Origin of the sequence: Corynebacterium lemuris (assembly GCF_024919295.1) — a bacterium.
Classification (GTDB): domain Bacteria; phylum Actinomycetota; class Actinomycetes; order Mycobacteriales; family Mycobacteriaceae; genus Corynebacterium; species Corynebacterium lemuris.
In genome coordinates this window covers 280,042-299,286 of record NZ_JANWTC010000002.1, presented here as the reverse complement: position 1 = coordinate 299,286, position 19,245 = coordinate 280,042, and the positions used below count along the sequence as shown (strand labels likewise).

Sequence of the window (19,245 nt, the reverse complement as noted above, 5' to 3'; positions counted from 1 at the left end):
TGTCCGGCTTTTCACAGTTCGCAGACATGCACCCCGGGTTAGGATGTTCCCCTGCCAGATTTTCCCCCGTCCGCCGCCACCGGAGAGTTGATGCCCGCATGCGCGCCCTGATCCGCCCCCTCGCCGCCGCCCTGGGTGCCGCGGCGCTCCTCTCCTCGGCCCCGGCAGTGGTCGCCGCCCCGACCCCGCAGATCACGTGGGAGGAGTGCCCCGATCTGGTCAGCGACAGCAACGCTGAATGCGGGCGTATCGGTGTCCCCATGAACCACGCCGAGCCCGATGGCGCCCAGATCTCCGTCGGTTTCGTCCGCATCCCGGCGGTCGACCCCACCGCCCGGCGCGGCACGCTCTTCGGCAACCCCGGTGGCCCCGGCGCGGAGGCCTACTCCTTCTTCAACAACGACGGCGGCATCTGGCCCGTGGCCATCATGGCCGAATGGGACCGGGTGGCGGTCCAGCCCCGTGGTCTGACCGGCTCCACCCCCGTCAACTGTGGGGAGGAGGAACCCAGCTCGCTGGGCATGCACGTGCGTCGCGGCGGATTTCTCCGCGAACTGTGTGGACAGCATTCGCCCGGTTACCCCACGTCCCTGACCACCAGCAACACCATCGACGACTGGGAGCTGGTCCGGCAGGCTCTGGAGGAGGAGCAGATCTCCCTCCTGGGGGTGTCCTACGGCACCTTCCTCGCCTCCGGCTACGCCACCCGCTATCCGGAGCACACCGACCGGGTCGTTCTTGACTCAGTGATGAACCCTGAGTTGGCCTGGAACGGCATCCTCGGCGCCCAGCAGGAAGGCTACGAGGACTCCCTCCACGACTTCATGGCCTGGGTCGCTTCCAATAATGACGTCTACGGCCTCGGTGACACCCCGCGCGGTGTCCACGGGGCATGGGCGCGGCAGGTCTTCGCTGAGACGGGCACCACCCCCACGGTCGCCGCCCCGGCCGCCACCGCCGGTGACCTGCCGCCGGGACTCGGCTTCACCGGCGGCTTCGGGGTCGGTGTCATGAACGCCACCAGTTCCTTCAACTCCTTCTTCCGGGGCCTGGCCTCCCAGGTGTTCACCGGTGGTGACCAGTCCGATTCCCTCACCCTCAACACCACCCGCGAACTACTGCCCGACGTCGCGCAGTGGGACTTCCTCGCCCAGGTGATCAACGGCGAGGAACCTCTCGAGGACTACTACTACACCGCCTACGAGGAGGTGGAGGAGGAACTGACCGAGGAGGAACTCGCGGAGGAACGTGACTCGATGATCGGCGAGCAGATGCAGCTGCTGCTCATCTGCAACGAAAACCACCAGCCGGGATCACTGCGCCATCTCCCCCGCTACGCCTGGGCCCAGTACGTCACCGGTGACATCTTCACCTACCCCAACGCGCGTTTCGCCTCCGGGGCGGTCTGCTCCGGTGCCGATCCCGTGACGGACCTGCCGCCCATCGACGGCTCCCCGTTGGCCACCCGCCCCCTCGTCGTCCAGGGCACCGGCGACCCGCAGACCCCCCATTCCCTTCACGGCCCCCTGTCCGAGGCAATGAATGCCCAGGTCCTCACCGTTCACGGCAACGGCCACGGGCACGTCGCCTGGGGCAACGAGGCCGTCGACGAGGTTGTCGTCGACTACCTGCGCACCGGGAGGGTGGAGACCACCGACGTGCCGGGCCTGAACGGCTGAGTGGGGTGATTTGGGTCCCGGCACCGGGCAGGTGCTACACTTTCATCGTTGCCATCCCGCATGGGATGGCCGCGCTGTCTCCGTAGCTCAGTGGATAGAGCATTGGTTTCCGGTACCAAAGGTCGCACGTTCGAATCGTGTCGGGGACACAACAGAAGACACCGTTCCACCCCTCTCTCCGGGGTCGGACCGGTGTCATTTTTCATCTCCAAGCCGGGCCCAACCAGCCCGGGGCCCCTGCGGTCGAAAAATTCTTTGCGGGGCCATTGCCAACAGAAGTGAGCTGGGTTACACTTCAGGTAGTGCTTCACCGAACAAAAGAAAACACAGAAGCTACTCGATCGGATGTCACGAGAGTGCCGGAAGAGACAGTAGGAACAGTGCAGGTTCGACTGAAGCCGCAGATCCCGGGTCACCGTCGCGAAGACGGAGCCCGGGATCTGAATTTTTGCACCCTACCGGGCCCCGCCTCACTGAGGTCACGCCCCACCCCTGAACCCACAAGCGATTTTCTGCAGAGTTGGTCAGAAAAATAGCTGCCAGCCCCCAGGCAGCGGCAGATGGAGCATGCGGGAAGTCACGGTCGCGGCGCCCCAGTGCAGCTCAGGTGGGGACAAGCTGGGGCGCAGACGATGAACCCAATCCACGCTCATGAGTGGTCCGTACGATCCCGCAGTCCATGGGTGAGCAGGTAGTCAGCAGCACCGGATGCCTCCCCGTAGATGTAGGCAGGCGACAGAAGATCATGGAATGTCGCCGGCACCCGACCAGCTCCCCACGCTCACGCAGGCTGCAGCAGCAATCCGGGCCCGAACCCCGCCCAGGCTGGATGAACACGACTACGATGTGAACCATGTCACCCAACATCGATGACCTTCTGTCCAAGCTGCCCGTCGACCGCATCGCCAACCAGCTCGGGGAGGATCCGGCGAATATCCGCCAGGCTGCCGAGAACGTCCTGCCCGCCCTGTTGATGGGGATGGGCGCCAATGCCCAGGCCCCGGAGGGCCGGGATTCACTGGCCACCGCCCTGGGCAAGCATGACCCCTCCCTCGCGGAGGGCGAGGTGGATGTCGAGGCCATCGACACCGACGACGGCGCCAAGATCGCCCACCACATCTTCGGCTCTCAGGAGGACCAGGTGGTCAGCCAGCTCGGCGGTGTGGCCGGCGGCAACGACCTGGTGAAGAAGCTGCTGCCACTGCTCGCACCGATCGTCATGTCCTGGCTGGCTGGTCGGCTGCAGCAGCGCGGCACCACGGAGGCGGCCTCCTCGCAGGGCGGGATGCTCGAGCAGATTCTCGGCCAGGTGCTCGGCGGCGGCGGAGGCCAGGCTGCCCCGGGCGGTGGCATCTTCGGTGACCTGCTGGGCGGGCTGCTGGGCGGGGGACGTCGATAAGCAGGGAGAACCAGCCGCAACTCATGGCGGAAGTGTTCCAGGTCACGTACGTTGGGAAATGAGGGCGTCCGCAGAGCACGGGCGCCGCTCCCCATGAGAAATTGACGAGCAACCTGGAGGTGCCCATGGCCGGAATCCCCGGAGAAGCTCGCCCCTGAGTACCTTCCCCCGCCCCATCCCCGACCGTTTCCCGAGTGGTTGAGCACCCCCTCCGCCACACCCTGTCCCATCACGGTGCGGCGCTCTGATGAAGGGGCAGCCACTCATCACATGAGAGGTATGGCCCGTTATGAGCACGAACAGTTTCAACACCCGCGATCAGCTGAGAGTGGGTGACACCGATTACGAGATCTTCCGCCTGGACAAGGTGGAGACCACATCCCGCCTGCCCTACAGCCTCAAGATTCTCCTGGAGAACCTGCTGCGCAACGAGGACGGCCGCCTGGTCACCCGGGAGCAGATCGACGCCCTGGTCAACTGGACTCCGGAGGACACCTCCGAACGGGAGATCCAGTACTCCCCCGCCCGCGTCCTCATGCAGGACTTCACCGGCGTGCCCTGTGTGGTCGACCTGGTGGCCATGCGCGACGCGATGACCGACCTGGGCGGCGACCCGAAGAAGATCAACCCGCTGATCCCCGGTGAGCTGGTCATCGACCACTCGCTGATCGCCGACGCCTTCGGTACCCCGGAGGCCCTGGGCATCAACGCGCAACTGGAGTTCGAGCGCAACGAGGAGCGCTACCAGCTGCTGCGCTGGGCGCAGGAGTCCTTCAGTGATTTCGTGGTGGTCCCGCCGGACACCGGCATCTGCCACCAGGTCAACCTCGAGTACCTCTCGCGGGTGGTGTTCACCCGGGAGCGCGACGGCGTGACCCAGGCCTACCCGGACACCCTCGTCGGCACCGACTCGCACACCCCCATGGTCAACGGCCTCGGTGTGCTCGGCTGGGGCGTGGGTGGCATCGAGGCGGAGGCCGCCATGCTCGGCCAGCCCGCCAGCCTGCTCATCCCCGAGGTCGTGGGACTGAAGCTGACCGGTGAACTACCCACCGGCACCACCGCCACCGACCTCGTGCTCACCGTGGTCGAGCTGCTGCGTGAGACCCGGGTGGTGGGCAAATTCGTCGAGTTCTTCGGCCCCGGCGTCGCCAGTGTCCCACTGGCCAACCGCGCCACCCTGGGTAACATGAGCCCGGAGTACGGTGCGACGGTCGCGATCTTCCCCATCGACGACGAGACCCTGGACTACATGCGCCTGACCGGCCGCGCGGAGCAACAGATCAAGCTGGTCGAGGCCTACGCGAAGCAGCAGGGCCTGTGGCACGATCCGGAGAACCCGGCCCAGTACACGCAGGTCGTGGAGCTGGACCTGGCCACCGTCGAGCCCTCCATCGCCGGGCCGAAGCGCCCCCAGGACCGGATCCCGCTGGGTGATGCCCCTGCGACGGTCCTGGGTCTGCTCGCCGGCGAGCGATCCATCTACGAGCCGGCCGACGGTGGCGTGGACGACGCCTCCGCGGATTCCTTCCCGGCCAGTGACCCGGTCTCCCTGACGACGGGCCCCCGGAAGGATCCGCCGCCGCGGAAGCTCACCCGGGAGCAGCTGACCGCCAACGCGAAGCTGGGTTGGCCCAGTGACCCGGTGGATGTGACCATCGGTGGGACACCGGCGATCATCGATCACGGCGACGTGGTCATCGCGGCGATCACCTCGTGCACCAACACCTCCAACCCCTCGGTCATGCTGGGCGCGGCTCTGCTGGCCAAGAAGGCGGTGGAGAAGGGCCTGCAGACCCGCCCCTGGGTGAAGACGACCCTGGCGCCGGGTTCCCGCGTGGTCACGGACTACCTGGAGCGTGCGGGGTTGACGGAGTACCTCGACGCCCTGGGCTTCAACAACATCGGTTACGGCTGCACCACCTGTATCGGCAACTCCGGGCCGCTGATCCCGGAGGTCAGTCAGGCGGCCACCGGCAACGACCTCAACGTGGCCTCGGTGCTCTCGGGCAACCGTAACTTCGAGGGCCGGATCCACCCGGAGGTCAAGATGAACTTCCTGGCCTCCCCGCCGCTGGTCATCGCCTATGCGCTGGCCGGCAGCCTGCACACGGACCTGCTCACCGAGCCGCTGGCGAAGAACGCCGACGGCGAGGACGTCTACCTGCGGGACATCTGGCCCTCCGACGAGGAGATCCGCGAGGTGGTCGGCGAGAACGTCCGCTCCGAGATGTTCGAGGAGGGCTACGCGGATGTCTTCACCGGTGACGAGAACTGGCGCGGCATGGACGTACCGGAGGGCGACAAGTACGCCTGGAGCGGGGAGTCCACCTACATCCGCAAGCCCCCCTATTTCGACGGGATGGGTGCGGAACCGGAGCCGGTCACCGATGTCACGGGTGCCCGCGTGCTGGCGCTGCTGGGCGATTCCGTCACCACCGACCACATCTCCCCGGCCGGCAACATCAACCCGAACTCCCCGGCCGGCCGTTACCTGCAGGAGCAGGGCGTGGCACCGAAGGACTTCAACTCCTACGGTTCGCGCCGCGGCAACCACCACGTGATGGTGCGCGGCACCTTCGCCAACGTGCGTCTGCGCAATCTGCTGGCCCCGGGCACGGAGGGCGGCGTGACCCGCCACTTCCCGGACGGGGAGCAGACCTCGATCTATGAGGCGGCGATGCAGTACGCGGAGGAGAGGGTTCCGCTGGTGGTCATCGCGGGCACCGAATACGGTTCCGGTTCCTCCCGTGACTGGGCGGCCAAGGGCACCACGCTGCTGGGTGTGCGTGCGGTGATCGCGCAGTCCTTTGAGCGCATCCACCGCTCCAACCTGGTGGGTATGGGTGTGCTGCCGCTGCAGTTCCCGGAGGGTGAGTCCGCGGAGAGTCTGGGTATCACCGGTGAGGAGGTCTTCTCCATCACGGGCCTGGAGGGCCGGGAGGACTTCCCGGAGACAGTCACCGTACGGGGTGAGGCCGATGACGGCCGCACCATCGAGTTCGAGGCGGTCGTGCGTGTGGACACCCCGGCGGAGGAGGCCTACTACCAGCACGGCGGCATCCTGCCGTATGTGCTGCGTCAGCTCCTCTGACGCACCAGCAGCCCATGCCCGGCGGGAGGTTTCGGCACCCGCAGGGCATGGGCTAGCCTGTGGGGCATGACTGAGCCTCTTGCGAATCCTGAGACGACCGACGAGCCTCCCAGTATCCGTGCTGCCGCGCCCGCCCCGAAAAACCGGTGGTGGGCGACGGGCGGACTGATCCTGGCGGTGGCGCTCCTGCTCATCTTCGTCATCGGGGTGTTGTAGCAGGGTGCCGTGGGCGCAGGTAGGGTGAGGAATCGTCTGTACCCACGATCATGAAAGGCCGCGCAATGCTGTTTCTGGCACGCATGGATGTCACGTTCCCCGATTCCCTCACCCCTGAGCAGGTCGCCGATTTCCAGGTCCGGGAGAAGGAGTACTCCGGCAACCTCCAGAAGGAGGGCGTGATGAAGGGTATCTGGCGCGTGGTCGGCGAGTACGCCAACTACTCCATCTACGATGTGCGCGACAACGATCACCTGCATGAGGTGCTCTCCGGTTTCCCGATGTACAAGTACATGGACATCAAGGTCACCCCGCTGGCGCAGCACCCGAACGCCACCCGAGAGGACTTCTTCTAGGTCTCTACGCTTAGCAAGCGGAACACCGCCCGTCCCCCACGTTCTCACGTGGGGGACGGGCGATGTTTTCAGCCCTGCGGCATGATGAACCAGGCGATGATGTACGCCAGGATCTGGGGGCCGGGCAGGAGGAAGGAGGCCACGAAGATCAGGCGGACCAGGGTGGGGTTCCAGCCGTAGGTTTCGGCGATGCCGCCGAGGACACCGCCGACGAAGCGCTCGGTGCTGGAACGGTGGAGGCGTCGCTGGTGCATCGGGGTGTTGAAGTCGTTCATGTCAGGCTCCTCAGGTCTGTTTCTCTGTCAACTCCCATTGTGTCAGCCCGGCGGGGTGAAGAACATGGGGAAAGGCCCTGAGGAAACCCTGACTCTCCAGCCGGTTCAGCAGTCGGAGTCGGTGTCTGCGTCGGCGGGTTCCGTGAGGGAGCCGCAGAAGTCCGGGTGGCCCGGCACGTTGCTCACCGCGACGACACCTTCCATGAAGGCCCTGACGTGGGTCAGCTGCTCCGGCGTCATGTGGTCGAAGACGACCCGGCGGACGCTCTCCACGTGCTCGGGGGCGGCGGCGCGCAGCCGGCGCATGCCGTCGTCGGTGAGTGAGACGATGACGCCGCGGGCGTCGCCCTCGCTCTTGCGTTTGGTCACCAGTCCGCGGCGTTCCATGCGGGTGATCTGGTGGGAGGTGCGCGAACGGTCCCAGTCCAGTCCGGCGCAGAGGTCACGCAGGCGCAGCGCCTGGTCCTCCGCCTCGGAGAGGGACACCAGCACGGAGAACTCGGAGCTGGAGAGGTCGCTGCAGCTCAGCAGGGTCTCATCCAACACCCGGTCGATCTTGCGCATGCCGGCGAGGATGAGCCGCCACACCGCCTGTTCTTCATCGTTGAGCCAACGAGCCTCGGTTGCCATGTCATCGACTATAACCCCGTCATAGGTTGCATCAATAATCGCGGGTGCCGGATCGGTACTTGCACTCATCTGTGTCCACTCCTGTGGTTAGGGTCCATGACCTGCTTTTTTCTTATTCGTTGAAACTAATCATACACCACATGTTGACAAGTCATCAACATTTGTTAGAGTGGTCATCACACCGCACCACGGCAGGCCCACCGGGCAGTCCGGGGAGCGGTCGAGAATTTTAGCGACAGCACACACCAACTCAAGGAGATCAAGAAATGACTGACTACAACGGCACCTGGGTCCTGGACACCACCCACACCGAGATCGGTTTCACCGCCCGCCACGCCATGGTCACCAAGGTGCGCGGCAAGTTCGAGGACTTCGAGGCCTCGGCGGTCGTCGACACCGCGAACCAGCAGAACTCCGTGGTCAAGGCCACCATCAGGACCGCCTCCGTGAACACCGGCAACGCCGACCGTGACGGCCACGTCCGCGGCGACGACTTCTTCGCCGTCGAGCAGTTCCCGGAGATGACCTTCGAGTCCACCTCCTTTGATGTCCACGGCAACTCCGGTACCGTCACCGGCGACCTGACCCTCAAGGGCATCACCAAGCCGGTCACCCTGGACGTCGAGGTCTTCGGCGTCGAGGAGGATCCGTTCGGCAACACCCGTATCGGCTTCGAGGCCACCACCAAGATCAACCGCAAGGACTTCGGCGTCGACTTCCAGGCCCCGCTGGGCTCCGGTGGCGTGCTGGTCTCCGAGCAGATCACCATCGAGATTGACGGCTCCGGCATCAAGCAGGCCTAAGACCCCGGAGGCCGGAAGGCCTCTCCCCCAGTTCCACCCCCGCACCCACTCTCCTCGAGGTGCGGGGGTTCTGGCGTCCTGCGGCTCTCCTAGAGCAGCATCCCGCTCGATTTGAGGTCCTCGATGGCGTATTCGGTGCGCCCGACGACCCGGTTGTAACGCTGGGGTTCACACGTGAGGACGATCACCTGGCTGGTCCGGCCCATCTGGCTGAACAGCGTGGCCATCAGACCGAGGCGCCCCTGGTCGGTGGAGCCGAGGGCGTCGTCGATGATCACGGGGACGGGCACCGTGCCGTCGACGCTCTCCCGGGAGGTCAGGCCTGCGATGGCGAAGCGGGTGAGGATCGCCAGCTGCTCCTTCGCCCCTGCCGACAGCCCGTCCACCGGCACCGTGTCCGCGCCGATGCTGCGCTGGGTGACCTCGAGGTCCTCAGAGAGCGAGAACTCCACCTGCGGGCCGAAAACGGTGCGCGCCAGGCTGGTCAGCTGCTCGGCGAAGGGCCGGGCGTAGCGGGCGCGCGCGGCGTCCCGGTGCCGGTGGAGGGTGCCGCGCAGCAGGCGCACGGCTTCTGCCCGGCGGCTGACCGAGCCGAACTGGTGCTGCGCCGCCGCCAGTGCCGCGGCCGCCTTGTCCAGGCGTTCCGCGGCACCGGTGGCCTGTTCGATCCGCCCCTGCAGCTCGCGGAGGGTCAGCTCGGCCTCGCTTATCGACGCCTCCAGCGACTCCACCCGTTCCTGCGCCCCCAGGTGGAGACTCTCGGCCAGCTCCGGATCCACGGCGGCGACCTCGGCCTCCGCATCCCGGGAACGCGCCTCCGCCCCCTCCCGGACCTTCCCGCACTCGAGCAGAGCGGTCTCCAGGATCTCGTCCCCGGCGCGGTCGACCGCCTCTGCCAGACTCTGCTGCGCGGCGGCGAGGTTCGCCTCGGCGGCCTCGATCCGCACACTCAGGGTGGTCAGGGTGGTCTGGGCCTTGCGTTCCTGCCAGGGGGCGAGGTCGGCGCCCAGGACGTCGATGAGTTTCCGCGCCTCCTCCTCGGCCTGTTCCGCATCCTCGACCGCGCGGGCGGCCGCGGCGGCGTCGATTTCCGGCAGCTCCACCTCGGCCAGTTCCTGGTCGAGGCGCGCCAGCTCAGCCGCGAGTGTCTCCTCATCCGCCCCGCCGAGCAGGCCGGTGCGCTCCCGCAGCAGCTGGGCCAGTTCCTCGGCGGCGGTGCGGGCCTGCTCACGGGCAGCCCGCACGGCCGGCAGGTCCGGCAGCCCCAGCTCCGCCAGCAGGTCGGCGAGCCGGGCCCCGGCCGCGGCGACCGGATCGGTGCCGGAGGTCTCGTCGCGGCCGGGCAGGTAGCGGGCGGTGATCTCCCCGAGGGTCAGCTCTGTGCCCTGGGCGAGTTCGACGTGGAGGGGGGCGCTGTCAAACGTGCGGGACTCCCCGTCCACGGTGATCTGGGTGCCGGCCGGGGCGCCCAGCTCAAGCTTCGCGGCGGTCTGCTCGCGCAGGCGGCGCTGCAGGGTCACCTCCGTGGTGGCCTCCTCCACGGCGGTGACATCAGCGTCGGTGAGCTGCCGGCCTCCGGCCTGTTCCCGCAGCGCACGGACCCGCTCGTTGAGTTCGCCGACCTGGCTGAGCTGTGCGGACAGCTCGGCCCGGCGCGCGGCGGCCGTCACCAGGCGCTGGTGGCGGCGTGCTTCCCGCAACTGCCCGGCGGTCTTCTCCAGATCGAGCTTCGCGGCGGCGAGCTGTTCCCCCAGCTGCTGCAGCTGGGTGTGCTCCTGTTCCGCGGCGTGCTGTGCCTCCTCCAGCCCGCGGCTGCGAAGTTCGAGCTCCTCCTCGGCCTGCGTCACGGCCAGGCGCAGGCGGCCGCGCTGGGCCACGGCCTCCCCGGCGCGCTGGTGGGCCTCGGTGGCCAGCTGGAGTTCCCGGCGCAGGTGGGTCGCCTTCTCGTGGGCCTGCCTGGCCACTTCCGACTTCTGCGCGAGCTCCGTCTCCTCGGCCTCAGCCCCGGGCAGGGCTGCGGCGTCGCGGTCACGCCGTTCGGAGACCCGGTCGTGGCGGTCGACGAAGCCCTGCAGTTCGCGGTGCCCGGCCTGGGCGGCCGTGTGCTCGGTCCGGGCGTCCTCGCAGGCCCGGTGGGCATTCTTGAGGTCGTTGGCAGCGTCGCCGCGTTTAGCCGACCAGTAGCGGGTGTACTCCTTCTCCACGGCGGCGAGCAGGGCGGTGTCCTCGGTCCCGGCATCGGCTTCCCCACCGTCGTCGCCGTAGCCGTCGAGTGCCTTCGTCAGGGAGGGGATGCCCACGGCGCTGATGGTCTCGCCGAGGTCCTCCTGACTCATGAACAGTACCTGCAGCAGATTTTCGTCCAGGTGCTCACGGATGATCTCCTCGAGGCGTTCATCCGCCTCCCGGCCGGTGTGGTTCTCCCGTCGGGGCGTGCTGATGTTCAGCTCCGACTTGGCACGGCGCAGCCAGTTCTTGGTGATGGTGAAGGTGTGCGGGCCGATCGTGGCGTGCAGGGTGACGGTGGGGGATTCGTCCCGGCCCACCGGTTGGAGGGCCTTGACCTCCTTCCTTGTGGTTCCGTGCTTCTCCATCAGCACGGTGCGCAGGGCCTCCACGGTGGTGGACTTGCCCTGTTCGTTGTCGCCGTGGATGACGATGACGCCGGTCTCGGGAAGGCCGGACAGGTCCAGCTGTTCGATGCCGCGGACGTTGCGGATGCTCAGGGAGTGGATACGCATGGGGGCTAGTTCTCCTTGGCCAGGCGGAAGAAGAGGTTGACGGCGTCGCGGGCGGTGGGGTCCGTCCCGGCGGATTCGACCAGCTCGCCCAGCGCGGTGGCGGCGAAACCGGTGAGCCCCAGGGAGTCGAGTTCCTCCGGGCCCGGTTCCAGGTGCAGGTCGGTCAGGCGGGCCCGTTCCCGGAGGGAGGCGAAGACGGGTTCGCGCTGCGCGATGCCCTCCTCGAGCAGCCGGGTGGCGGACATGTCCAGTGTTCCGCGCAGGCCGTATTTGATCACGGTGCGTTCCTTGTCCGGGTAGGCGTCGAGGGCGGCGAGGAATTCCGCCACGTCCTCCTCCCCGCCCAGTTCCCGGTCGAGGGCCTCGAAGGTCCACTGGCCGGTGGTGACCTCCGCCACCTGCACGGCGGTGTCGGTGGCGGTGGTCTTCTCCACTTTCACCACCAGGGCCTTGCCGGAGTTGGTCTCCCCACCCCCGGCGGTGGCGTGGTCGCGGAAGTCGGTGGTCTCGGGGGCGCCGGAGAACCACACCCGCCCGGAGGTACCCACCGGCTGGGCGGAGTGGGTGTCGCCGAGCGCGAGGTAGTCGATGGTGCCCTCCGCCAGGCGGGACTCGGCATGCGCCAGGTCGATGAGGTCGGGGGTGTGTTCGTTGCTGCGGGCCTCGGCCTGGCCGTGGGCGACCATGATGCGGATCTTCTCCGTCGGTTCCAGGCCGTCGAGGGCCTGCCGGACCAGGTCGGTGGTGGCCTTGCGTGCCAGCAGGGGTGCGCCGAGCAGCTCCACGCCTTCGGTCACCGCCACCACCTGGGAGTCGGCGAGGACATGGACACCGGGCAGGTCGAGACGCCGGAAGACCGAGTCCGCCACCAGGGGGTCATGGTTGCCGGGCAGGAGATACACCGGGACGGGTAACCGCCGCAGTTCCTCCAGTGCCCGGCCCGTGGTCTGCGCCGAGAGCGAGTTCGAGTCGAAGACGTCACCGGCGATGACGATGAACTCCGCCCCGTGTTCGAGCGCGACCTCCCCCAGGCGGCGGAGGGTGGCCAGGCGGGCGGCGTCGAAACGCGCCTGCGCCTCCCCTGCCAGGAACCAGCGGGTCATGCCCAGCTGCAGGTCAGAGGTGTGGATGAAGGTTGTCGCGGTCATGACTCTCTGTCTATCACGGCCTCCCGGCACAGGGCGTCGTAGAGATCCTCGATGTCGGAGACCGCGCGCAGCTGGTCGACGTTGGTGTAGGAGATCGAACGCATCGCCTTGTGCAGCAGATCCAGGTCGGAATCATCCAGCGCCGGCGCCACCCGCGGTTCGGGCAGCCCGGGCAGCTGGCGGCCGGTCCAGAACAGCTCCGGGTCGTTCTCCGCCTCGCGGGAGGCGTCCCTGGCCTGTGACATCACCGCCTCCTCCAGGGAGGTCAGGTCCAGACCACGGAAGGTGAACAGGGCCAGCGGATCGGCGTCAATCTTCGCGGCGAGCTTCTCCAGCACAGCGACCTCATGTTTGCACACCGGGGCGGGGTCGGGGCAGTCGCAGGACAGGCGGATGTCGTTGATGTCGTCGGTGAGCAGCACCTCCAGCAGGTGCTGCGACACCTCACCCTGCCGTGCGTGGCGCATGCCGTCGGGGGTGCGCGCCAGTTCCGCGGCGACCACGGCGAGATCATCCGTCGAACGGTAAGGCAGCTGGACGGTGACGGCGAAGGGCTCGTTCTGGGAACCGGCGACCCGGGCGTGCGCCCGCCCGGCGCGGATGTCCAGGGAGATGACGTGCCCGGCGTCGGCGTACCGGCGGCCACGGCTGAGCCGGCCGGAGTCGGTGCGGGAGGTGGCGACGTCGGCAAGCAGCTGGGCCGCAGGTGAGAGCGTGGCGCGGCGGCGCTTCGGCGGGGAGCTGACCTCGCCGGGGCCGCTGACGCGGGTGCGGGCGCCGAAGTTGGCGTAGATGACGTTGTCGTCGCTGGGGCGCTGCGGCATCTAGTTCTCCCTCCCGCGGTAGCTCATGAGCTGGGCCAGCTCCTCCGGGCCCAGCTCGGTGATCCAGCCCTCGCCCTCGCCGATGACCGCACCGGCGAGCTCTGTCTTGCCGTCGAGGATGTCCTGGATGGATTCCTCCAGCGTACCGGCGGTGATCATCTTGTACACCGCCACGTCCTTCTGCTGCCCGATGCGGAAGGCCCGGTCGGTGGCCTGGTTCTCCACAGCCGGGTTCCACCAGCGGTCCATGTGCACGACCATGCTCGCGGCGGTGAGGTTCAGCCCTGTGCCGCCGGCCTTGAGGGAGAGGATCATCGCGCGTGGGCCCTCAGCGGACTGGAAGTCAGCGACCATCTGGTCCCGGCCCGTCTTGGTCACCCCGCCGTGGAGGAAGGGCACCTTCTCGCCGAGACGCTCCGACAGGTAGGGCACGAGGATGTCTCCGAAGGCCTTGTACTGGGTGAAGATGAGCACGCGCTGGTCGGTCTCGATGGCCTCATCCAGCAGGCGCATGAGCTCCTCCACCTTGCCGGAACGGTGCCGGCCCCGGATGGTCACCGGGGAGCCGTCGCCGAGGTACTGGGCGGGGTGGTTGCAGATCTGCTTGATGCGCGTGATGGTGGCCAGCACCAGGCCGCGCCGGGCGATGCCCTCGCGTTCCGCGAGGCGTTTCTGCACGTCCTCGACCAGGGCCTTGTAGAGGGCGGCCTGTTCGGCGGACATCTCGACGGTGATGATCTCCTCGCTCTTCTCCGGCAGGTCGTCGATGATGGTGGGGTCCGTCTTCAGCCGGCGCAGGATGAACGGGGCGGTGAGCAGGCGCAGCCGCTCGGTCATCACCTCGTCGTGTTCGCGTTCGATGGCCTTGGCGAAGTGGTTGCGGAAGAAGCTCGTCGAACCGAGGACGCCGGGGTTGCAGAAGTCGAGGATGGAGCGCATCTCCGAGAGGCGGTTCTCCACGGGGGTGCCGGTCAGGGCGATGCGGTGGCGGCTGGGCAGGGAACGCACCGCCTTCGAGGCCCGGGTCGTGGAGTTCTTGATGGCCTGCGCCTCATCCAGCACCACCCGCTCCCAGCCGAGCTGGCCCAGCTCGTCGAAGTCGCGGCCGACGACGCCGTAGCTGGTGATCACCAGGTCCGATTCCGCGACCCGCTGGATCAGTTCCGCGTCGTGGAACCGGTCGGAGCCGTGGTGGACGAGCACCCGCAGGGAGGGCACGAATTTCGCGGCCTCCCTCGCCCAGTTGCCCACCACCGAGGTCGGCGCGACCACCAGGGTGGGGCCTCCGGCCTCCCCACGTTCGTGTTCGACGGCCAGCAGCGCCAGCAGCTGCAGCGTCTTGCCCAGCCCCATGTCATCGGCCAGGACCGCACCGAGGTTGTTGCGCGACATCCAGTACAGCCAGTCCACGCCGCGGCGCTGGTACAGGCGCAGCTCCGCATGGACCGTGTCGGGGATCTCCACGCGGTGCGGGGCCTCGTTGATGAGTGACTCCGGCCCACCGAGCAGCGCCGTATGCCAGGTCGAGCCGGTGAACTCCACCGGCTCCTGCGTCATCGACTCCAGGGCGAGCTGGCGCAGCTCCGCCAGGGTCACCTCGCCGCCACCGGCAGGATCGGCATGGTCGCGGTTGAACTCCGAGCGCCGGCGTTCGACGTCGGCGACGAGCTCCTCCCAGCCGGGCTGTTCCAGGGCGCGCGCCCGTTCAGCCAGGGCGGCGGCCTGTTCGAGTTCTCTGCGGCGCCGCTTCCGCGACGTCTCCGCCAGCTCGTCCATGTAGGAGCTGATCCTGCCCAGCGCGGAGGTGTCCGCCAGGACCCACTCGCCGCGCAACCGGATCAGGCCGGATTTGGAGCGGACGAGTTCATCCATCTCCTCGTCGGTGAGCTCGACATCACCCACGGACAGGCGCCAGTTGTACTCGATGAGGCGGTCCAGCCCGAAATGCGACTGGGTGGCTCCGACCGCCGGGTCGGTGACCTCGGAGGTCTCCAGGCGGGCCTTCGTCTCGAAAGCGGACCAGGCCTTGGGCAGCATGACGGTGAAGCCCTTGGCCTGCAGCTGCGGCACGGCCGTGGTGATGAAGTCGACGATCTCGCCGGTGGACAGGTGGACATCCCAGTCGCCGTTGCGTTCCTCCTGCCGCGGCGCGGAACGGGTGCGCTGGTCCGGGTCGAGCAGCTCCGTGACGGCGATGGCGCGGCGCTGCGCGAGCCGCAGCTTCTCCACGCTCGAGCGGTCCAGTTCCTCTGCCCGGATGGGCACGGGCGCATCCGTGCCCGAGCGGACCTGGACGCGGACCGGCCAGCTCGCGTCGTCGGGATCACCGCGGACCTCGGAGGCGGGGTCATCGCGCGGGGGTTCCTCCACGATGAGGACCATCTGCAGGTCGACGGCGGTGATGGAGTCCTTCCAGTCGTTCATCGCCCGCAGCAGGCCCGGCCCGCCGCGGCGCAGCGGGGTGGAGTTGAGCAGGGAACCGGCGAAATCGTGCCAGGGGTAGGGGCGGGTGGACTCCCCCAGGTCGGTGAGGATGTCCGAGGCGATCCAGTGCACGAGGTGGTCGGCGATCTCCTCCAGCGCCCGGTTATTCGCGGTGAGGATGCCCGGTGCCGCGGCGATCATCTCCGCGAGCCAGCCCCGCTCCCCCAACCCGGAGGCCAGCTGCCAGTGCGGCCACCACTGGTTGTCCTCGAAGACGAGCTTGGGCACCACCCGGCCGGCGCGCACGAATCGGGTCAGGCCGGCGTTGAGGTGGATGAGCCAGACCAGGTCCGGGGCGATGGCCGCGATCTGCCCCTTCGTCGCCGCGGCATCGGGGCGCAGCAGGAAGGACAGCTGTTTGAGCACGTCGACGGCGTGCTCGGGGGCGTAGGCCGCGGTGGGGATGCGCAGCTTCACGGAGCGGCCGCGCGGGGTGCGCAGCTCGGTCTCGAGGCGGTGGCGGAAGGAACGGTCGTCGAGAAGCGAACGGGCCGCGGGCGGGAAGGCCTCCTCGGGTGCCGATGACGGGAGCACCACCCGGTGTCCCGCGGTCTGCTCGACCCACAGATGCAGCCCGGAAGGCATCCAGAGACCGTGCAGGAGGAACGAAGGCATAAGGACAGTTCTACCATCAGCTGATGATCGTTACCCTTTTGTTAGGTACCGGTCCGCTGCAGGTTGCCCCACAGAAAAGGCCGTAACATGATCCAGATCACAGTAAGATAGGGGTCTGTGTGGTTTGGGTCGCACCGGTAACTGCCCTAGGTTGCCGTTGGACCCGTCAATGGAAAGGACCCCGACCAGTGTCACAGACAACCTGGTTCATCATCGCCATCGTCATCTACATGGCGACGATGCTGGCGATCGGTTACTGGAGCTATCTCAAGACCGACAAATACGACGACTACGTGCTCGCCGACCGTGGACTCAACCCCTTTGTGGCGGCGATGTCCGCCGGCGCCTCGGACATGTCCGGCTGGCTGCTCATGGGTCTGCCCGGCGCGCTGTTCGTCACCGGACTCTCCGAACTGTGGATCGCCATCGGCCTGCTCGTCGGCGCCTGGGCGAACTGGAAGTGGGTGGCACCCCGGCTGCGCTCCTACTCCGAGGTGGCGAACAACTCGATCACCCTGCCGAGTTTCTTCGAGAACCGGCTGCGCGACAGGTCCCGCGCCCTGCGGATCATCTCCGCGCTGATCATCATCTTCTTCTTCACCTTCTACGTCTCCTCCGGCATGGTCGCCGGCGGCCGCTACTTCGAGGCCACCTTCGGCGGCGAGTACCTCAGCGGCATGCTCATCGTTGCGGCCGTCACCGTCGCCTACACCTTCGTCGGCGGCTTCCTCGCGGTCTCCTACACCGACGTCGTGCAGGGCACGATCATGTTCGCCTCCCTGATCCTCGTGCCCGTCATGGCCCTGATCGCCCTGGACAACCCCTCCGACATCTGGACCTGGGCGTCCAGCAACGACTACGGTCCCTACACCGACGGCATCGGCAACCCGACCTACTTCAACATGGTCGCCGGGGTCTCCGCCGCGGCGATCATCGGCAACCTCGCCTGGGGCCTGGGCTATTTCGGCCAGCCCCACATCGTCGTCCGCTTCATGGCGCTGCGCACCCCCGCGGAAGCCAAGCAGGGCCGGTGGATCGGCATCGGCTGGATGTTCCTGTGCATCGTCGGCGCCACCATGACCGCCCTGGTGGGCACCGTCTTCTTCTCCCAGAACCCGGACATCGCCGTCACCGACCGCTTTGCCTTCGAGACGATCTTCCTGGACATGGGACGGCTCCTCTTCCACCCGCTGATCGCCGGTCTCGTGCTCACCGCCGTGCTCGCCGCGATCATGTCGACCATGTCCTCCCAGCTGCTGGTCGTCTCCTCCTCGCTCATCGAGGACCTGTACAAGATCGTGGCCAGGCGCCTGCCCGCCGAGAAGGTGCTGATCAACCTCTCGCGCGGCGCCGTCGTCGCCATCGCCCTGATCGCCGGTGTCCTGGCCATCAACCCCTCCGACTCCATCCTGGGTCTGGTCGGCTTCGCCTGGGCCGGCTTCGGTTCCGCCTTCGGCCCGCTCATGCTGGCGGCGCTGTACTGGAAGCGCCTCAACGCCGCCGGTGCCATCGCCGGTATGGTCACCGGCGCAGCCGTGGTCTTCGCCTGGGGCACCTTCGGTGGCTCCGACATCATCTACGAGATGGTCCCGGGCTTCATCGCCGCCACCGTGGTCATGGTCGTGGTCACCCTGCTGACCTCCCCGCCTGCCGAGGAGATCACCTCCGAATTCGACCAGGCGGTCCGCCTCGTCGAGGTCCTGCGCACCGACGAGGACGTGGACATCGAGACCGCGGCCGCCAAGGTGAGGGGCGGCAGCGAGGCCTGATCCGCACACCCTCGGGAACCTGAAGGGCCTCACGCCAGTCCAATACTGGTGTGAGGCCCTTCCGCATCTATCTGCTGCTGCTCATCTGCGCCACGCTGTTCGCCGCGTGGCCACCCACCCCACGGCAGGAAGCCGGTCTGCCGCCGCTCGAGGACCTGCTCCCCCACATCACGCAGGTGCCGCAACGTCCGCGCGTGCTCGGTTACGAACGCCACCTCTTCGGCACCGGCTGGGCCCCGGCCGGGGGTTGCACCGTGCGGGAGGCCACGCTTGCCGACGCCGGCGGCCACCTCAGTGACTGCCGTGTCACCGGCGGCACCGGCACCGACCCCTACACCGGGGACCCCCTCAACCTGGGCCGGCAGGTGGAGATTGACCACATCCTCCCCCTGTCCGCCGCCTGGGACCTCGGTGCCCACCGTTGGGACAGCGCCCGCCGGGAGGCCTTCGCCAACGACCCACTCAACCTCGTGGCCACCTCACGCGCCGCCAACCGGGAGAAATCCGACCACCTGCCCACCGGCTGGCTGCCCGGGGACCGCGGCGCACACTGCTGGTACGCCCGGCGCCTGGCACTGGTCGCCGCCACCTGGGAGATTCCCCTGCCCGCCGCGGAACTGAAGGCGATGCGCCGGGCCTGTCAGTCGCGCGTGCCGGGCGGGGACTGGTTAGGGTTGTCTCCGGACCCTTGATCATCCCCTATCCCCGGAGAAAGGTGCTGACCCCTGCCGTGACCACGATCCTCATCGCCCTGCATGTCCTGGCCGCCGTCCTGTTCATCGGCCCCGTCACAGTCGCCGTCTCCCTCTTCCAGGGCCAGGCACTCCAGGCCCGCGGCGGTGATGCCCGGGCCGCCGGCGCGGCCAAGGTCCTGCACCGGTTGAGCAGCACCTACGGCGTGCTCGCCGCCCTGGTGCCGCTGCTGGGCGTGGCGGTCATGTTCACCGACGGGGCATACTTCAGCCAGAGCCAGTACCTCTTCGCCATCGGCGCCGCCGTCATCGCATGGATCATCCTCCTGATCCTCATCATCCCCCGCCAGAAGAAGATGATGGGCGCACTCGGCCTGCTCGACCCGGATGACCTCGACCCGGAGAGCGACACCCTCGCCGAGGACGAATGGGAGGGGACGAAGAAGCAGCTGTCCATCTTCGGCGGCCTCTTCGCCCTGCTCTGGCTGATCATGTTCGTGCTGATGTACGTCTGAGCGGA

Annotated in this window: 15 protein-coding genes and 1 tRNA gene; 10 read left to right on the top strand and 6 right to left on the bottom strand. The window is 67.7% G+C overall.

The genetic code is table 11. The annotated features are described in order from the left end of the window. Positions 1–98: 98 nt before the first annotated feature. The 6 genes from NYP18_RS04770 to catC all read left to right on the top strand — a co-directional run bounded on the left by NYP18_RS04770 (position 99) and on the right by catC (position 6,744). Positions 99–1,679 carry an alpha/beta hydrolase gene (locus NYP18_RS04770; protein WP_259427032.1) on the top strand — a complete coding sequence of 527 codons (1,581 nt, stop codon included), beginning with the start codon at positions 99–101 and terminating at the stop codon, positions 1,677–1,679. Positions 1,680–1,755: 76 nt separating this feature from the next. Then, positions 1,756–1,828, top strand: a tRNA-Arg gene (locus tag NYP18_RS04765). A gap of 704 nt (positions 1,829–2,532) precedes the next feature. After that, entirely contained in the window at positions 2,533–3,078 is a 546-nt protein-coding gene (locus NYP18_RS04760) for a DUF937 domain-containing protein (RefSeq protein ID WP_259427031.1), read from the top strand. A gap of 289 nt (positions 3,079–3,367) precedes the next feature. Then, positions 3,368–6,172, top strand: a complete 2,805-nt coding sequence (locus NYP18_RS04755) for an aconitate hydratase (RefSeq protein ID WP_259427030.1) — start codon at positions 3,368–3,370, stop codon at positions 6,170–6,172. Between the two features lie 66 nt (positions 6,173–6,238). Next, positions 6,239–6,388, top strand: coding sequence for a hypothetical protein (locus NYP18_RS04750; protein ID WP_259427029.1), 150 nt, complete (start codon positions 6,239–6,241; stop codon positions 6,386–6,388). A 65-nt stretch (positions 6,389–6,453) separates the two neighbouring features. Further along, positions 6,454–6,744 (top strand): muconolactone Delta-isomerase, encoded by a 291-nt coding sequence (gene catC / locus NYP18_RS04745; RefSeq protein WP_259427131.1) that lies wholly within the window; start codon positions 6,454–6,456, stop codon positions 6,742–6,744. A 68-nt stretch (positions 6,745–6,812) separates the two neighbouring features. Here the strand turns inward: catC and NYP18_RS04740 are convergent, their stop codons facing one another. Both NYP18_RS04740 and NYP18_RS04735 read right to left on the bottom strand, forming a co-directional pair. Continuing rightward, positions 6,813–7,019, bottom strand: coding sequence for a PspC domain-containing protein (locus tag NYP18_RS04740; RefSeq protein WP_259427028.1), 207 nt, complete (start codon positions 7,017–7,019; stop codon positions 6,813–6,815). Between the two features lie 105 nt (positions 7,020–7,124). Beyond that, positions 7,125–7,649 carry a MarR family winged helix-turn-helix transcriptional regulator gene (locus NYP18_RS04735; RefSeq protein WP_259427027.1) on the bottom strand — a complete coding sequence of 175 codons (525 nt, stop codon included), beginning with the start codon at positions 7,647–7,649 and terminating at the stop codon, positions 7,125–7,127. A 266-nt stretch (positions 7,650–7,915) separates the two neighbouring features. Between NYP18_RS04735 and NYP18_RS04730 the strand changes: the two genes are divergently transcribed. Beyond that, positions 7,916–8,452, top strand: coding sequence for a YceI family protein (locus tag NYP18_RS04730; protein ID WP_259427026.1), 537 nt, complete (start codon positions 7,916–7,918; stop codon positions 8,450–8,452). Positions 8,453–8,541: 89 nt separating this feature from the next. On the opposite strand, the gene NYP18_RS04725 is transcribed toward NYP18_RS04730, so the two are convergent. The 4 genes from NYP18_RS04725 to NYP18_RS04710 are packed head-to-tail and all read right to left on the bottom strand — an operon-like array spanning position 8,542 to position 16,264. Then, positions 8,542–11,193: an ATP-binding protein gene (locus tag NYP18_RS04725; protein WP_259427025.1), complete on the bottom strand. Its 2,652-nt coding sequence runs from the start codon at positions 11,191–11,193 to the stop codon at positions 8,542–8,544. A gap of 5 nt (positions 11,194–11,198) precedes the next feature. After that, positions 11,199–12,341, bottom strand: a complete 1,143-nt coding sequence (locus NYP18_RS04720) for a metallophosphoesterase family protein (RefSeq protein ID WP_259427024.1) — start codon at positions 12,339–12,341, stop codon at positions 11,199–11,201. Then, the gene (locus NYP18_RS04715; RefSeq protein ID WP_259427023.1) at positions 12,338–13,165 is read right to left on the bottom strand and encodes an SWIM zinc finger family protein; all 828 of its coding nucleotides are present in this window, start codon (positions 13,163–13,165) and stop codon (positions 12,338–12,340) included. Before NYP18_RS04715 ends, NYP18_RS04720 begins: the two co-directional genes overlap by 4 nt. Then, positions 13,166–16,264 carry a DEAD/DEAH box helicase gene (locus tag NYP18_RS04710; RefSeq protein WP_259427022.1) on the bottom strand — a complete coding sequence of 1,033 codons (3,099 nt, stop codon included), beginning with the start codon at positions 16,262–16,264 and terminating at the stop codon, positions 13,166–13,168. A gap of 188 nt (positions 16,265–16,452) precedes the next feature. Here NYP18_RS04710 and putP point away from each other — a divergent pair, with 188 nt between their 5' ends. The 3 genes from putP to NYP18_RS04695 are packed head-to-tail and all read left to right on the top strand — an operon-like array spanning position 16,453 to position 19,240. Further along, complete coding sequence (gene putP / locus NYP18_RS04705) at positions 16,453–18,033, top strand: sodium/proline symporter PutP (RefSeq protein ID WP_259427021.1); 1,581 nt, start codon at positions 16,453–16,455, stop codon at positions 18,031–18,033. A 50-nt stretch (positions 18,034–18,083) separates the two neighbouring features. Then, the gene (locus NYP18_RS04700) at positions 18,084–18,725 is read left to right on the top strand and encodes an HNH endonuclease family protein (protein WP_259427020.1); all 642 of its coding nucleotides are present in this window, start codon (positions 18,084–18,086) and stop codon (positions 18,723–18,725) included. A gap of 38 nt (positions 18,726–18,763) precedes the next feature. Then, complete coding sequence (locus NYP18_RS04695) at positions 18,764–19,240, top strand: DUF2269 domain-containing protein (RefSeq protein ID WP_259427019.1); 477 nt, start codon at positions 18,764–18,766, stop codon at positions 19,238–19,240. Positions 19,241–19,245: the final 5 nt, after the last annotated feature.

Bases quoted from the DNA above. Each gene is read 5' to 3' on its own strand.
- NYP18_RS04715 (WP_259427023.1), bottom strand. From the start codon at position 13,165: ATGCCGCAGCGCCCCAGCGACGACAACGTCATCTACGCCAACTTCGGC.
- NYP18_RS04720 (WP_259427024.1), bottom strand. From the start codon at position 12,341: ATGACCGCGACAACCTTCATCCACACCTCTGACCTGCAGCTGGGCATG.
- NYP18_RS04710 (WP_259427022.1), bottom strand. From the start codon at position 16,264: ATGCCTTCGTTCCTCCTGCACGGTCTCTGGATGCCTTCCGGGCTGCAT.
- NYP18_RS04760 (WP_259427031.1), top strand. From the start codon at position 2,533: ATGTCACCCAACATCGATGACCTTCTGTCCAAGCTGCCCGTCGACCGC.
- NYP18_RS04725 (WP_259427025.1), bottom strand. From the start codon at position 11,193: ATGCGTATCCACTCCCTGAGCATCCGCAACGTCCGCGGCATCGAACAG.
- NYP18_RS04730 (WP_259427026.1), top strand. From the start codon at position 7,916: ATGACTGACTACAACGGCACCTGGGTCCTGGACACCACCCACACCGAG.
- NYP18_RS04740 (WP_259427028.1), bottom strand. From the start codon at position 7,019: ATGAACGACTTCAACACCCCGATGCACCAGCGACGCCTCCACCGTTCC.
- NYP18_RS04735 (WP_259427027.1), bottom strand. From the start codon at position 7,649: ATGGCAACCGAGGCTCGTTGGCTCAACGATGAAGAACAGGCGGTGTGG.
- NYP18_RS04770 (WP_259427032.1), top strand. From the start codon at position 99: ATGCGCGCCCTGATCCGCCCCCTCGCCGCCGCCCTGGGTGCCGCGGCG.
- NYP18_RS04750 (WP_259427029.1), top strand. From the start codon at position 6,239: ATGACTGAGCCTCTTGCGAATCCTGAGACGACCGACGAGCCTCCCAGT.
- catC (WP_259427131.1), top strand. From the start codon at position 6,454: ATGCTGTTTCTGGCACGCATGGATGTCACGTTCCCCGATTCCCTCACC.
- NYP18_RS04755 (WP_259427030.1), top strand. From the start codon at position 3,368: ATGAGCACGAACAGTTTCAACACCCGCGATCAGCTGAGAGTGGGTGAC.